The organism is Cobetia sp. PDI-12MA (assembly GCF_059507695.1).
Genome location: NZ_CM183351.1, coordinates 3,418,517 through 3,433,007 on the forward strand (window position 1 = coordinate 3,418,517; position 14,491 = coordinate 3,433,007).

The following is a 14,491-nucleotide window of genomic DNA, read 5'->3' on the forward strand; positions in this document are numbered from 1 at the left end:
GATACCGTTCACACGACGCCGGCACAAGCACACCAAAGGCGCGTATGCCGCCCTTTGGCACTGTTTTGGCGCGCGGGAGGGCCTGCCACCCTCCTCGCCGGTTCCCGACCTGCCATACACAGCTGGCATGACACGAAAACGCCCCCTGCGGCACGCGGTCGCAGAGGGCGTCTTTCCACTCACGCCGGGCCACCTTGCTCGGTCGCCATGGCGTGATCAGGCTGAGTCATGTCAGCCGTTGGTGTGCCAATGTCTCACTCGGTCACGTCTTCCTCCTGGCTGCTGCGACGCAGGCGCACGGCCTTGGCGCGCTTGCTGCGCAGACGGATGTTGAGCATTTCCACCGCCAGCGAGAAGGCCATCGCCACGTAGATGTAGCCCTTGGGCACGTGAACACCGAAGCCTTCGACCATCAGCATCATGCCGACCATGATCAGGAAGGACAGCGCCAGCATCTTGATGGTCGGGTGACGATCGACGAAATCGCCGATGGGCTTGGCAGCCACCATCATGATGCCCACCGAGATGACGATGGCGATGACCATCACCATCAGGTGATCGACCATGCCCACCGCCGTGATCACCGAATCCAGCGAGAAGACGATATCGATCAAGGCGATCTGGACCATGATCGCCATGAAGCTGGCGCTGCCCTTCTTCGCCCCCTCTTCGGCGGGGTCTTCGCCTTCGAGGTTGGCGTGGATCTCGTGGGTGCTCTTGCCGAGCAGGAACAGGCCCCCGAAGACCAGAATCAGATCACGTCCAGAGAAGCTGAAGTCGGCCACGCTGAACAGGGGGGCAGTCAGCGACATCAGCCATGACAGCGACATCAACAGCACGATACGCATGCCCATCGCCAGGCCCAAGCCGATCATCCGCCCGCGCTGACGCTGGGACTCGGGCAGTCGCGCGACCAGAATCGACAGGAAGATGATGTTGTCGATGCCCAGCACGATCTCGAGCGCGGTCAGGGTCGCCAGAGCCACCCATGCCGAAGGGTCCATCAACCATTCCATTGTCTTGCTCCTTGTGTGTTGCGAGAACCGGCCGTCTTTCCGGGTCGTGCCAGCACGCTGCGGCAGATCGCGGCAGGTTGGCGAGAAGCATCGCATGTTGAGCAGGGCAGCAACAGCGGTCGCCGCCCTGCCACGCCAACGGACATGCACAAAAAAACGGCCTCCCGAAGGAGGCCGTTATTTCAGCCAGACCTGTCAGCCAGGCCTGTCAACGCGGATGCCGACACCTTCCAGGAAGGTCACGGCACCCGCGCTTCATGCCACAGGCGTCATCAGAGCAGCATGCGACGCACGTCGGTCAGCACCTGAGCCAGATACGCCGTGAAGCGCGCGGCATCCGCCCCGTTCACCGCACGGTGATCGTAGGACAGTGACAGCGGCATCATCAGACGCGGCTGGAAGGCTGCGCCGTCCCACACCGGCTTCATCTGCGCCTTGGAGACGCCCAGAATGGCGACTTCCGGCGTGTTGACGATCGGTGTGAAGGCAGTACCGCCAATGGAGCCAAGGCTCGAGATGGTGAAGCAACCACCGGTCATCTCTTCGCGCTTGAGCTTCTTGGTCTGCGCCTTCTTGGCCAGCTCCACGGATTCCTTGGCCAGTTCCAGCAGGCTCTTCTGATCCGCATTGCGGATCACCGGCACCATCAGGCCGTCCGGCGTATCCACCGCGATACCGATATGCACGTACTTCTTGTGCACCAGGGTCTCGCCGTCGGCCTTGAGGCTGACGTTGAACTGCGGATACTTGGCCAGCGCGTGAGCCGCCGCCTTGATCATGAACGGCAGCGGCGTGAGCTTGGCACCTGCCGCTTCCGCCTCGGCCTTCATGGACTTGCGGAAGGCCTCGAGCTCGGTGATGTCGGCTTCATCAAACTGGGTCACGTGCGGGACATTGAGCCAGCTGCGATGCAGATTGGTGGCACCGGCCTTCATCAGGCGGCCCATCTTCTTCTCTTCGATCTCACCGAACTGGCTGAAGTCCTGATCCGGCACCTGCGGGATACCGGCACCGCCGGTGGCCTGCGCGGCAGGGGCTGCCGGTGCGGACTTGGCCTTCTGCATCATCTGCTTGACGTAGGCCTGGACATCTTCCTTCACCACACGGCCCTTCGGACCGCTGCCGGAGACATCCGCCAGGTCGACACCGAACTCACGTGCCAGCAGGCGAACCGCAGGCCCTGCGTGGACCTTGGCACCCTTGCTCGGCTTGTGAGCGGCCATCTGGGCTTCCGGACTCGGCGCACCGGCCGGTGTCGGAGCCGGCTTCTGCTCGCTCTTTTCCGCCTTAGGAGCAGCCGGCGCTTCGGACTTGGCAGCCTTCGGCGCAGGCGCGGCACCCGCGACCTCGATGTAACCGATCAGGTCACCCTCGGAGACGGTGTCACCTTCCTTGACGGAAAGCTCCACCACCTTGCCCTTGTAGGGGCTCGGGATGTCCATGGTCGCCTTGTCGGACTCGAGCGTGATCAGCGCGTCTTCTTCGTTGACCTCGTCACCGACGGCCACGGCCATCTCGATGATCGGCACGCTGTCGCTGCCGGACAGATCCGGGACACGCAATTCCTTGCGCTCCGGCTCACCGGAGGCCGGCTCACCGGAGGCCGGCTCTTCTTCAGCAGCCGGTGCCTCGGAAGACGCATCCTCAGAGGCGGACTCGGAAGCAGAGGCCTGCTCGGCCGGCGCAGAATCAGACGCGCTGTCACCGCCTTCACCGGCGATTTCCATCTGACCGATGACGTCACCGGAAGAGACACTGTCGCCCTCCTTGACGGTCAGCTTGACGATCTTGCCCTTGTGCGGGCTCGGGACGTCCATGCTGGCCTTGTCGGATTCCAGCGTGATCAGCGCATCTTCGGCATCGACTTCATCGCCCTCGGAGACGGCCATCTCGATGATCGGCACGGCCTCGGAGTCGCCCAGGTCCGGCACGACGATGTCGACGGTCCGGGTGCCACCGGAAGCTGCCTTCGGTGCAGAAGCGTCTTCCTTCGGCGCCTGCTGCTCAGAGGCTTCCTGCTTGGGAGCCTCTTCCTTCGGCGCTTCCTGCTCGTCAGAAGCGTCAGAGGAGGTGTCACCACCGCCCTCGGCTTCCAGCTCCAGGATATCGTCGCCTTCGGAGACGGTGTCGCCTTCCTTGACGAGAATCTTCACCACCTTGCCGCCCTTCGGAGCCGGCACATCCATGCTGGCCTTATCGGACTCAAGAGTGATCATGGTGTCTTCGGCGGAGATGACATCCCCCACCGCCACCGCTATCTCGATGATCTCGACATCGGAACTACCGCCAATGTCGGGAACCTTGATGATTTCGCTGCTCAAGATCGTGCTCCTTCCAAAACGTGCACGGGGAGCGACACCCGAATCACCTTCGCATCATCATGATGTCGAAAAGGGAGTGCCGCTCGCCTGTTCCGCGATCTCCGCTCAGACGTTCAGCGGATTCGGCTTGTTGGGGTCGATGCCGTAGGTCTTGATCGCTTCCGCGACCACCTTGCGGTCGATCTCACCACGATCCGCCAGCGCCTTCAGGGCCTGGACGGTGACGAAGTTGCGGTCGACTTCGAAGAAGTGACGCAGCTTCTCGCGGGTATCGGAACGACCGAAACCGTCGGTACCGAGCACGTGATAGTCAGCCGGCACCCAGGCACGAACCTGGTCAGCAAACAGCTTCATGTAGTCAGTGGCAGCCACGACCGGGCCGTCACGTCCTTCCAGACACTGAGTGATGTGCGGCTTGGCCGGGGTCTCTTCCGGCTTGAGGAAGGCCTGACGATCCAGTTCCAGCGCTTCACGACGCAGCTCGTTGAAGCTGGTGACGCTCCAGATGTCGGCATCGACACCGTAGTCCTGCTTGAGCATCTCGGCGGCTGCCTCGACTTCACGCAGGATGGTGCCGGAACCCAGCAGCTGAACGCGTGCCTTGCCGTCCTTGCCACCTTCCTTGAGCAGGTACATCCCCTTGATGATGTCCTCTGCGGGCACCGTCTCGAGCGCTGGCTGCTCGTAGTTCTCGTTCATCACCGCCAGGTAGTAGAAGACCGGCTCGTGCTGCTCGAACATGCGCTTCATGCCGTCCTGCACGATGACCGCCACTTCGTGAGCGTAGGTCGGGTCGTAGGTGCGGCAATTCGGGATGGTCGAGGCCAGGATATGGCTGTGGCCATCCTGGTGCTGCAGACCTTCACCGTTCAGGGTGGTACGACCGGCAGTACCGCCGACCAGGAAGCCACGTGCCTGCAGGTCGCCTGCGGCCCACGCCAGATCACCGATGCGCTGGAAGCCGAACATCGAGTAGTAGACGTAGAACGGCATCAGCGGCAGGTTGTGGTTGGCATAGGACGTCGCCGCCGCCACCCACGCAGACATGGCGCCTGCTTCGGAGATACCTTCCTCGAGGACCTGACCTTTCTGGTCCTCGCGGTAATACATGATCTGACCCTTGTCGACCGGCTCGTACTTCTGGCCTGCCGCGGTGTAGATACCCAGCTGACGGAACATGCCTTCCATGCCGAAGGTACGCGCTTCGTCAGGAATGATCGGCACGACACGCTCGCCGAGGGTCTTGTGCTTGACCAGACCGTTGAGTACGCGCACGAAGGCCATGGTGGTGGACACTTCGCGGCCGTTAGAACCCTTGAGCTGGGACGCGAAGATCTTGTCGTCCAGCGGCGGGATTTCCAGCGTTTCGTACTCGGTGCGACGCTGCGGCAGGTAGCCGTTCAGGCGTTCGCGCATGAGGTGCATGTACTTCATTTCCGGACTGTCGTCCGCCGGCTTGTAGTACGGCACTTCCTCGAGCTGTTCGTCGGTCAGCGGGATACCGAAGCGATCGCGGAATGTCTTCAGCGCTTCGTGTTCCATGGTCTTGACCTGGTGGGCTTCGTTGGCCGCTTCGCCATCGCCCATGCCCATGCCGTAACCCTTGACGGTGTGCGCCAGGATGACGGTCGGACGACCGTTGGCGTTGTTGACCGCCTCGTGATACGCCGCGTAGACCTTGTACGGGTCGTGGCCACCACGGTTCAGACGCCAGATATCGTCGTCTGACATGTCCTTGACCAGATCGGCCGTCTCCGGGTACTTGCCGAAGAAGTGCTCGCGCGTGTAAGCGCCGCCATTGGCCTTGTAGTTCTGGTAGTCGCCATCGACCGCTTCGTCCATGCGCTTCTGCAGGATGCCTTTCTTGTCCTGTTCGAAGAGCGGATCCCAGAAGCGACCCCAGGTGACCTTGAGCACGTTCCAGTCGGCACCACGGAAGACACCTTCCAGCTCGTCCATGATGCGGCCGTTGCCGCGCACCGGACCGTCAAGACGCTGCAGGTTGCAGTTGATGACGAAGATCAGGTTGTCGAGATTCTCGCGGCCAGCCAGCGAGATGGCACCCAGGGATTCCGGCTCGTCACACTCGCCGTCCCCCATGAAGCACCACACCTTGCGGTCGTACATGGACTTCAACTCACGCGAGTTGAGGTACTTCATGACGTGCGCCTGGTAGATCGCCTGTATCGGGCCCAGACCCATGGAGACGGTCGGGAACTGCCAGTAATCCGGCATCAGCCACGGGTGCGGGTAGGAAGACAGGCCGTTGCCGTCGACTTCCTGGCGGAAGCTGTCCATCTGCTCCTGGCTGAGACGACCTTCCAGGAAGGAGCGGGCGTAGATGCCCGGCGCCACGTGACCCTGGATGTAGAGCAGATCGCCCTCGAAATCTCCTTCCGGTGCACGGAAGAAGTGGTTGAAACCTACGTCGTAAAGCGTCGCACTGGACATGAAGCTCGAGATGTGACCGCCCAGGCCCTTGTGGGCACGGTTGTTGCGGATCACCTGAGCGATGGCGTTGTAACGGATAAGCGAACGGATACGACGCTCCATGAACAGGTCGCCCGGCATGCGCGCTTCGCGGTGCACGGGGATACTGTTGCGATGGGGCGTGGTCACCGAGAAGGGCACCTGATGGCCATCACGACGCAGGCGGTCGGCCAGGCGTGTCATCAGGTACTGGGCACGATCCTCACCCTCACGATCCAGAACCGATTCCAGGGAGTCCAACCATTCCGTGGTTTCGATCGGATCGAGATCTTCTCTTGCCTCCAGACTCATAGACGTCTCTCCGAGTGAAGAAATTTTTTGTCAAACGTTTCGACGAACAGCGATATCGAAACCAGTGGCGCTCTTCAGTGTGGGCACGACCTTCTGAGTGGGTCGCATCTCCGATAGGCCTGTCGTGACCGGGTCTTGCCGGCCGTCAATCTCGACGCGCATCCTGCGCCAAAGCAGGGCACAAGATGCAGTCATTTGGCGTGAAAGATACCGCAAACACCCCCGCGTGCCAATTCAGGGCAGCAAGACTCATCGGGCAGGTGCAACGCTTGGCTGCCCCGCGGCAGCACTGGCCTCATGCGCCTTGCGGTCGGGACTCATGCGCCAGACTGAGCCGCCCTCGACAGCCGTGATGTAGTAAAACTACCAACGCGCCCCGCCACTGGGCGTTTCCTGCTCGGCGACGCCGCATGATGCTGCAACGCACCATCGCGAGGCGCCTGCGACCTTAGTCCTGAATGCCGCCCAGCAGGCGATCGAAGTAAGCCCAATCGAAGGCTGGACCTGGATCCGTCTTGCGCAACGGCGCAATCCGCGCATGCGAGGTGATGCGCTCGCGTGTCAGCGCGGGATAGCTCGCCATCAGGCCGGCCACGGTGCGTGCCAGGGTGCGGTACTGGACATCGCGATAGGGATGCACCTCATCGCCTTCGAGCTCGATGCCGATGGTGAAGTCATTGAGCTCGACACGTTCACGCTGACCGTCATGCCAGCGCGAGCGACCGGCGTGCCAGGCACGACGATCGAAGGGCACGAACTGTACCAGGCGACCGTCGCGCTGGATCAGCACATGCGCCGAGACACGCAACTGATGGATACCGGCAAAGTAGGGATGGGCGCCGGGGTCGAGCTGGTTAGTGAACAGCTGCTCGATGGCCGGGCCACCGAAGCGTCCGGGCGGCAGGCTGATGGAATGCAGCACCAGCGCCGAGACTTCTCCCTCGGGACGAGCATTGTGATTGGGAGACGGCACCTGACGGGCGCTCTCCAGCCAGTGCTCGGGGGTGACCGCCAGACGCGTCAGGTGGCCCGACCGCGGGGAAGAGGACAAGGGGGGCATCGAAGACTCCAGACGGGAAGGTCGTCGCACGCGGGGACTGACCGCTCGCGTGGCTTTTCCTATAATGGCGCACATTATGGCATGCTCGGCAGCCACGGGTCTGTGCCACTGTCCTGGCACACGGACAGACCCCGGCTCCGGCAGCACTCTTCGTACAAGGATCAGACGCGCATGAACTTCCACGACGCCCTCGCCGAGGATATCCGTACCAGCGCCGCCCGCCTGCTCGCCGAGGATGTCGGCGGTGGCGATATCACCGCCGAATTGATTCCGGAGCGCCAATGGGCCAAGGCGCGTGTGATCAGCCGTGAACCGGCCATCCTGTGCGGTGTGCCCTGGGTCGATGAGCTGTTTCGTCGCCTCGATCCGCGCGTCAGCCTCAAGTGGCTGGCCAGCGACGGCGATCGCCTCGAGGCCGACGCGCCCTTCCTGGAGCTGGAAGGCCCGGCACGCTCGCTGCTGACCGGCGAGCGTGCGGCGCTCAACCTGCTGCAGACACTCTCCGGCACCGCGACCCGCGCCAACCACTATGCCTCGCTGGTCGAGGGCAGTGGCGTGCGCCTGCTCGATACCCGCAAGACCCTGCCGGGCATGCGGGTCGCCCAGAAGTACGCCGTCAGCTGCGGCGGCGGCCACAATCATCGCATCGGCCTCTATGACGCCTTCCTGATCAAGGAAAACCATATCGCTGCCTGTGGCAGCATCGCGGCGGCGGTACGTGAGGCGCGCGACATCGCTTCCGACGTCACCTGTGAAGTGGAAGTCGAGAATTTCGAGGAACTGGCCCAGGCGCTGGATGCCGGAGCCGACGTCATCATGCTCGACAACTTCGACAACGATCAGCTCATCGAGGCCGTGGCGCGCAACAAGGCGCATGCCAAGCCGGCCGTGCTGGAAGCCTCCGGCAACGTCAGCGAAGCGACCCTGCCGGGTATCGCCGCCACGGGCGTGGATTGCATCTCGATCGGCGCGCTGACCAAGGATGTGACCTCAATCGACCTGTCGATGCGCATCTACACTGTCGAGACCCGCTAGCCAACGACAGGTGAATGCCTTCCTGCTGGCCAGCTCCTGTCCTGCAGAAGTCGCCGCTGACGGCGATCCATCTGTCACGACGCATTGCCATGCCGCCAGGGAGGCGTCCCATGTCCCCGCCATCTCCTCATCAGCATCCGCCTGAAGCCCCCAGGGCATCAGGCGGATGCTGGCAGACGCGCCGCTGGAATCTCTACGCGCCGATCTACGACCGTGTGGCCGCCCGCATCCTGCGCTCCGCGCGGCGCGAGGCCATCGCGACTCTCGATATCCAGGCGGGCTCCCGCGTGCTGCTGCTCGGCGGCGGCACCGGGCTCGACCTGCCCTTCCTGTCCCGCGACATCGAACTCGAGGTGATCGACGCCTCCCCCGCCATGCTGCGCCGCTGTCGCGAGCGCGCCGAGACGCTGGGCTTCGATGCCAACGTCAAGCCGGGCGACGCCATGGCGCTCGACTTCCCCGATGGCTATTTCGATGTCGTCATCGCCCACCTGATCATCGCCGTGGTGCCCCGACCCCAGCGCGCCTTCGATGAAGCGCTGCGCGTGCTGGCCAGTGATGGCGAGCTGTCACTGCTCGACAAGGGCCTGCGCGGCAATCGCCCGGCCGGGCGGCTGCGGCGCCTGCTCAATCCACTGGCCCGGCTGGTGGCGACCAATCTCAATGTGCCGCTGGACAACCTGCTGGAGGGCCATGCGGTGCAACGACTCGAGGACCGCGACCTCGGCCCCGGCGGGGCGTTGCGCCACATGCACCTGCGCAAGATCTGATCTGCACCGCCACTCCCCCCTTGCATTGCGCGTCCGGCATCGCCACGCAATGAGCACACCCGGATGACGAAAGCGACAAGGCTCATGGCATCGGCCTGGGCTCTCCTCGCCGTCGCTCCCTGCAAGGAGGTTTGCATGCAGATTGATCTACACGGCCGCAGCGCCATCATCAGTGGTTCCACTGCCGGTATCGGCTTTGCCATCGCCACAGGGCTTGCCCGTGCAGGCGCCAGCGTCACCTTGACCGGCCGCACCCAGGCGCGCGTCGATGAGGCCGTCGCCAGCCTCAGAGACAAGGCGCCGGGCAGCGAGGTACAAGGCGTGGCCGCCGACCTGGGCACACGCGAAGGCTGTGACACGCTGATCCGCGCCGTGCCGGACACCGATATCCTGATCAACAATGTCGGCATCTTCGCCCCGCAGGATTTCTTCGACACCGACGACGACACCTGGGAGCAGTTCTTCCAGATCAACGTGATGTCAGCAGTGCGCCTGTCCCGCCACTATGCGCGCGGCATGAAGGAGCGTGACTGGGGCCGCATCCAGTTCTTGTCCAGCGAATCGGCGCTCAACATTCCCGGCGAGATGGTCCACTACGGCATGACCAAGTCGGCGGTGCAGTCCGTCTCGCGCGGGCTCGCCAAGGTGCTGTCCGGCACCCAGGTGACCGTCAATGCCATCCTGCCGGGGCCGACCCGCTCCGAAGGCGTACTCGAGATGCTCAAGAAGAATGCCGAGGAGCAAGGCAGGACGCTTGAGGAAGTCGAGGCCGACTTCGTCAAGCAGGCCCGCCCGACCTCCATCCTGCAGCGCCTGGCAAGCCCCGAGGAAGTCGCCAACATGAGCGTCTACGCTGCCTCCGAGCAGGCCAGCGCCACCACCGGCGCTGCCCTGCGTGTGGAAGGCGGTATCGTCGACACCATGGCGTGATCGATCTGATCACGCGGCATGACTGACACCATGCCAGACGCGACACCATGTCAGACGCGACACCATGCCAGACACAAGACGCCCCCGCCGGATGACCGGCGGGGGCGTCTTCATTTCCGATATCACCATGACGCACGCGTCACTCGTCGAGGCGTTTCTCGAAGCGCTCGCGCTTGAGGCAGACATCGTTGAGCTTGACGTGCTCAAGCCCCAGGCTGTGCCAGCCACGGCGGGCCAGGCCCGGCGACAGTGTCAGACTGGCCTCCAGGCTCATCACGCGCACCTTGCGCTCGCGCAGGTCGCGCTCGGCCGCCGCCAGCAACTGGCTGCCGATGCCCTGCCCCATCAGACTCGGATAGACGTAAAGCATCTCGATTCGCGCCAGCGGCCATTCGGGGGCGTACTCGCAGAAGCCGATACAGCGGCCATCACGCTCCGCGACCAGCACCTCGAAGCGATGCTGACGCGCGGCCCAGCGTTCGGCGTCGCGCGGGACACGCGCGGCCCACTGCTGCCGCTGCTCAAGATCATAGTGTCCGGCAGCCCCCTGCATGACGGCCTGGTAGAACACCTCGGCCTGATCCGCGGCATGCTGCGGCTGCGCCGCCACGATATGAACACGCTCCCTGGCCACTTCACGGCTATCGGTCTGGCTGTGCAATCGTTCGTCCTCCTTGTGTCCTCGAACGAGGACGCTGTATTCATGAAAAACCTGACAGGCTCACGGCTGACACCTGTCACTGAAGCGTCCTGTTCAGCCGCTGAAGGACACCTCATCGAAGCGGCTGGCCCGGGGGTGATCTCCCGTGACCATGTCCGGTTCTCGCACCAGCTGCCAGGTATGGAAGCCGGCGGCAGCGGCGGCGTCCAGCTCGGCGACGACATCCGACAGGAACAGGATCTCCGCGCCCGGGATCCCCAGCTGACCGGCGATGCGGCGATAGCTCTCGGCTTCCTGCTTGGGGCCCGTGGTGGTGTCGAAGTAGCCGGCAAACAGCGGAGTCAGATCGCCGACATCGGAATGCCCGAACAGCAGCTTCTGGGCCTGGATGGAACCTGAAGAGTAGACATACAAGGACAGGCCACGTTCCTTCCAGTCACGCAATCCCTTCACGGCATCGGGATAGACATGGCCGGTGAAGTCACCGTCCGCGTAGCCCTGTGCCCAGACCATGCCCTGCAGCGCCTTGAGCGGCGTGGCCTTGCGGTCGGCATCGATCCAGCCTTCCAGGATGGCGATCACGGCCTCGAGATCGGCCTTCGGTGCCTCGGCCAGCTCGCGGGTGGCGGCCAGCTGCTCGGCGACGTCCTCACGCTCGGCGTTGGCACGCACGAAATCGCCCAGATTGGCGCGCGCATAGGGGAACAGCACCTGATGCACGAAGCGAATCGAGCCGGTCGTGCCCTCGATGTCGGTGACGATGGCGCGAATCATGCGGACTCCTGGGAATGCGGGGCTGCGGTCTGGGTAAAGTGCTCGGCCAGCGCTTCATGACGCGGGAAGCGGGCGGCGATGTCATTGTTGGTGAAGTTGGCGATCCAGCCTTCCGGATTGGTGAACAGGCGGATGGCGGTGAAGTCCGGCGTCGGCCCCATGTCAAACCAGTGCGGCGTACCGGCCGGTACAGCGATCAGGTCATCCTTCTCGCAACCGACCGCCAGCACGCGCTCGCCCAGATGCAAGTAGAAGATGCCGCTGCCGCGCACGAAGAAGCGCACCTCATGCTCCGCGTGGCGGTGCTCATCGAGGAACTTGCCGCGCAGGGCGTCGCGGTCAGGGTGATCCGGCGTCAGGCCGATCACGTCGGCGGTGACGAAACCGTTCTCGGACTTGAGACGCGCGACATCGTCGGCGTAGGCCGCCAGCACCTGGGTCTGGTCGGTGGGATCACTCATCTCGCAGCCCGCCGTCCAGCGCTCGAAGCGAATGCCTTCGGCCTCGAGTTCGCTGGCGATCTGCGCGCCATCATTGGTGATCAACTGCGGACGCGAGGCGTCCTGCTCGGCGTAGATGGCCAGAAAGCTCATCGCTGTCTCCTCAGTTCCAGTTCACACCCCATCAGGAAATCGAGCGCTTCGACATGGCGGCGACAGGCCGTCATGCTGCTGGCCCAGGTGTAAAGGCCATGGCCGCGGATCAGGTAGCCGTGCAGACCGGCATCGGCGGCCAGCCGGGCGCGCACATCCAGCGCCAGCGCCTCGATATCCTGAGTATTGTCGAAGACGGCCAGACGTACCGCCGTCTCATGACTCTTGACGCCTTCCAGCGCCTTGTTGAGTTCGAAACCCTCCAGGCTCAGGGTGTCGCCCTCATGGCACAGCGACAGCACGGTGGCGGCCCTGGAGTGGGTATGCAGAATCGCCTGCGCGTGGGGCAGGTCTTCATAGAGCTGGCCATGCAGGCGCGCCTCGTCAGAGGCCTTGCGGGAAGTGCCCTGCAGCCTGACGGCAAAATCGCTGACCAGAATGTCGCCACTGGTCAGGCGGCCCTTATGGCAGCCCGAGGCGGTGACCGCCATCAGACGATCACTGAGACGACAGGAGAAGTTGCCACCGGTGGCCGGTACCTGCCCGGCAGCGTCCAGCGCCTGACCGGCCTCGATCAACTGTTGGCTCGCCAGTGCAAGGCGGTCGAGGTCCAGTGTCGACGGCAGGCCGTCGGCAGCGGCAATGGCGATAGGGTCTGACATGATCAAAGTTGCCCTCAAGAGTCGCGCGGAGCCTTCACGCCCCGTCGCCAGCATCACGATTCAGCGCCATGCGGCGCTGCTCTCGCGGCAGACTACACAAGCCGACCCAGTGAGACCAGTCATGCCGTGCGACGACGGGCATGGCATCATGGCGGCCTGGAATGTCACACGACATTCTGCGCCATCATCACTTCAGCCTCTGCCACGGTCTTGCCATGTCCTCTTCCGATCAGCCCGCCAGCCCCCAACCGACCGCCGACACGGCCGAGCGCCCGATGAGCGACACCGCACTGGCCAGACGCCTGCCGCTGCTGCCCCCTCATCTGCGTGAGCAGGCCACGGCACTGGGTCAACAGGCCATGCAGCCGGTGGGCATCATCGAAAGCTGCTACCCGGACAAGTTCGGCATTCCCCGCCAGCCGGGACTGGCGCGCCACGCCACCGCCATCCTGCACCTGCTGCCACCCTTCGATGACCCGGACTGCGTGCGCGACATCGAGGGTTTCAGCCATCTGTGGATCCATTTCCTGTTCCACGCCAGCCCCACACGCTGGACGCCCTTGATCCGCCCGCCGCGCCTGGGGGGCAACGCACGCACTGGCGTCTTCGCCTCACGCAGCACCCATCGCCCCAACCGACTGGGACAATCGGTGGTCGAACTGGCAGATGTCGAGACGGTGGCCAATACCACACCGGATGGCGGGCAGTCGGGCAAGCGCAACGGCGTGCGCCTGCTGCTGCGCGGTCACGACCTGCTCGATGGCACGCCGGTGATGGACATCAAGCCGTATCTGCCGTGGGTCGATGCGGTGCCCGAGGCGCGCGCCGGCTACGCGCCTGCGCCACCGCCGCGCCACGCCGTCGTCCTCAGCGCCCAGGCCGAGCAGACACTGGCAACGCGGGCCGACAGCGCCACGCTGCGCGCGCTGATCGAGGAAGTGCTCGCCCAGGACCCGCGCCCCGCCTATCACGCCGCCAGGCCCGCCGATGGCAAGCGCCAGTATGGCGTGAGGCTGGTGGACGTGGATGTGCGCTTCACGGCCCGCACACAACCCGATGGCTCCTTGACGATGGAGGTCGCGGCCATCGTGGCCGTCTGATCAACCCCCTGCGCGGACTAGAGCAGCGCCTTGTCCTGGGGGGCAACGCCTTGCATGGTGCGGATCGCAGGATTGCCCGCGCCAGATCAAGACAATGCCAGATTGGATTGGCGAACCGTCACGAGACCCGACCATACTGGGCGTGCGTTCCTTCATCTCCACTCGTTTCACCGGGAGTCCGCCGAATGAGTATCCGTCTGCTTGCCTTTGCCGCCAGTACCCGCAAGGCCTCCGTCAATCGACGCCTGATCGAGCGCCTGGCGCACCACGCCCGGCAGGAAGGTGCCGAGGTCAGCCTGCTCGATCTCAACGACTTCCCGATGCCGCTCTACGATGGCGACAGCGAAGAGGCCAATGGCCGTCCCGCCAGCGCCGACCGCCTGCAGGAGATGCTGGCCAGCCATCAGGGGCTGTTGCTGGCGACACCGGAATACAACGGCTTCTTCAGCCCGCTGCTCAAGAACACCTTCGACTGGTTGTCACGCCCGGCGGCGGATGGCCAGAGCGGCATGGATGCCCTGCGCGGCATGCCGGTCGGCATCGTCTCGGCCTCACCCGGCGCCATGGGCGGCATGCGCGCACTGCCCTTCGTGCGCCTGTACCTGAACAATCTCGGCATGCTGGTCGCGCCCCAGCAGATCGCGGTCTCGCGTGCCGCCAGCGCCTTCCACGAGGATGGCAGCCTGGATGACGAAGGCCAGGACCACGCCCTCGCGGCTGTCGCACGCCAGGTGATCGATCTGGCCAGCCTGCGCGCGTCGTAAGCGGCCCCCGTTCATGGCGCCTTC

At 64.1% G+C, this 14,491-nt stretch carries 13 protein-coding genes; 5 read left to right on the forward strand and 8 right to left on the reverse strand.

Annotated features, from left to right (window positions below; translation table 11 throughout):
* Nucleotides 1-254: 254 nt before the first annotated feature.
* From AC5WNI_RS14455 to ampD, 4 genes are all read right to left on the reverse strand, one after another.
* A complete protein-coding gene (locus tag AC5WNI_RS14455) occupies nucleotides 255-1,016 on the reverse strand; it encodes a TerC family protein (RefSeq protein ID WP_175089107.1) in 762 nt (253 codons plus the stop codon).
* 272 nt (nucleotides 1,017-1,288) lie between these two features.
* On the reverse strand, nucleotides 1,289-3,337 hold the full coding sequence (gene aceF / locus AC5WNI_RS14460; protein ID WP_487885990.1) for a pyruvate dehydrogenase complex dihydrolipoyllysine-residue acetyltransferase: 2,049 nt from the start codon (nucleotides 3,335-3,337) through the stop codon (nucleotides 1,289-1,291).
* A gap of 105 nt (nucleotides 3,338-3,442) precedes the next feature.
* Nucleotides 3,443-6,118 carry a pyruvate dehydrogenase (acetyl-transferring), homodimeric type gene (gene aceE / locus AC5WNI_RS14465; RefSeq protein ID WP_175089105.1) on the reverse strand — a complete coding sequence of 892 codons (2,676 nt, stop codon included), beginning with the start codon at nucleotides 6,116-6,118 and terminating at the stop codon, nucleotides 3,443-3,445.
* Nucleotides 6,119-6,566: 448 nt separating this feature from the next.
* Nucleotides 6,567-7,178 (reverse strand): 1,6-anhydro-N-acetylmuramyl-L-alanine amidase AmpD, encoded by a 612-nt coding sequence (ampD, locus tag AC5WNI_RS14470; RefSeq protein WP_175089104.1) that lies wholly within the window; start codon nucleotides 7,176-7,178, stop codon nucleotides 6,567-6,569.
* A gap of 171 nt (nucleotides 7,179-7,349) precedes the next feature.
* On the opposite strand from ampD, the gene nadC reads away from it, so the two are divergent.
* The 3 genes from nadC (at nucleotide 7,350) to AC5WNI_RS14485 (ending at nucleotide 9,913) form a co-directional block, all read left to right on the forward strand.
* Nucleotides 7,350-8,213 (forward strand): carboxylating nicotinate-nucleotide diphosphorylase, encoded by an 864-nt coding sequence (nadC, locus tag AC5WNI_RS14475; RefSeq protein WP_175089103.1) that lies wholly within the window; start codon nucleotides 7,350-7,352, stop codon nucleotides 8,211-8,213.
* 110 nt (nucleotides 8,214-8,323) lie between these two features.
* Complete coding sequence (locus AC5WNI_RS14480; protein WP_175089102.1) at nucleotides 8,324-8,983, forward strand: class I SAM-dependent methyltransferase; 660 nt, start codon at nucleotides 8,324-8,326, stop codon at nucleotides 8,981-8,983.
* A gap of 135 nt (nucleotides 8,984-9,118) precedes the next feature.
* The gene (locus tag AC5WNI_RS14485) at nucleotides 9,119-9,913 is read left to right on the forward strand and encodes an SDR family NAD(P)-dependent oxidoreductase (protein WP_175089101.1); all 795 of its coding nucleotides are present in this window, start codon (nucleotides 9,119-9,121) and stop codon (nucleotides 9,911-9,913) included.
* A gap of 139 nt (nucleotides 9,914-10,052) precedes the next feature.
* Here AC5WNI_RS14485 and AC5WNI_RS14490 read toward each other — a convergent pair whose 3' ends face one another.
* The 4 genes from AC5WNI_RS14490 to AC5WNI_RS14505 all read right to left on the reverse strand — a co-directional run bounded on the left by AC5WNI_RS14490 (nucleotide 10,053) and on the right by AC5WNI_RS14505 (nucleotide 12,603).
* Nucleotides 10,053-10,574, reverse strand: a complete 522-nt coding sequence (locus AC5WNI_RS14490) for a GNAT family N-acetyltransferase (protein ID WP_254627044.1) — start codon at nucleotides 10,572-10,574, stop codon at nucleotides 10,053-10,055.
* A gap of 93 nt (nucleotides 10,575-10,667) precedes the next feature.
* A complete protein-coding gene (gene mtnC, locus AC5WNI_RS14495) occupies nucleotides 10,668-11,348 on the reverse strand; it encodes an acireductone synthase (protein ID WP_107335985.1) in 681 nt (226 codons plus the stop codon).
* A complete protein-coding gene (locus tag AC5WNI_RS14500; protein ID WP_175089100.1) occupies nucleotides 11,345-11,941 on the reverse strand; it encodes a 1,2-dihydroxy-3-keto-5-methylthiopentene dioxygenase in 597 nt (198 codons plus the stop codon). Before AC5WNI_RS14500 ends, mtnC begins: the two co-directional genes overlap by 4 nt.
* A complete protein-coding gene (locus AC5WNI_RS14505; protein ID WP_175089099.1) occupies nucleotides 11,938-12,603 on the reverse strand; it encodes a methylthioribulose 1-phosphate dehydratase in 666 nt (221 codons plus the stop codon). The genes AC5WNI_RS14500 and AC5WNI_RS14505 overlap by 4 nt, the downstream gene beginning before the upstream one ends.
* Nucleotides 12,604-12,962: 359 nt before the next feature.
* Here AC5WNI_RS14505 and tsaA point away from each other — a divergent pair, with 359 nt between their 5' ends.
* Nucleotides 12,963-13,703 carry a tRNA (N6-threonylcarbamoyladenosine(37)-N6)-methyltransferase TrmO gene (gene tsaA / locus AC5WNI_RS14510; RefSeq protein ID WP_175089290.1) on the forward strand — a complete coding sequence of 247 codons (741 nt, stop codon included), beginning with the start codon at nucleotides 12,963-12,965 and terminating at the stop codon, nucleotides 13,701-13,703.
* A gap of 185 nt (nucleotides 13,704-13,888) precedes the next feature.
* Nucleotides 13,889-14,467: an NADPH-dependent FMN reductase gene (locus AC5WNI_RS14515; protein ID WP_043333775.1), complete on the forward strand. Its 579-nt coding sequence runs from the start codon at nucleotides 13,889-13,891 to the stop codon at nucleotides 14,465-14,467.
* Nucleotides 14,468-14,491 lie beyond the last annotated feature (24 nt).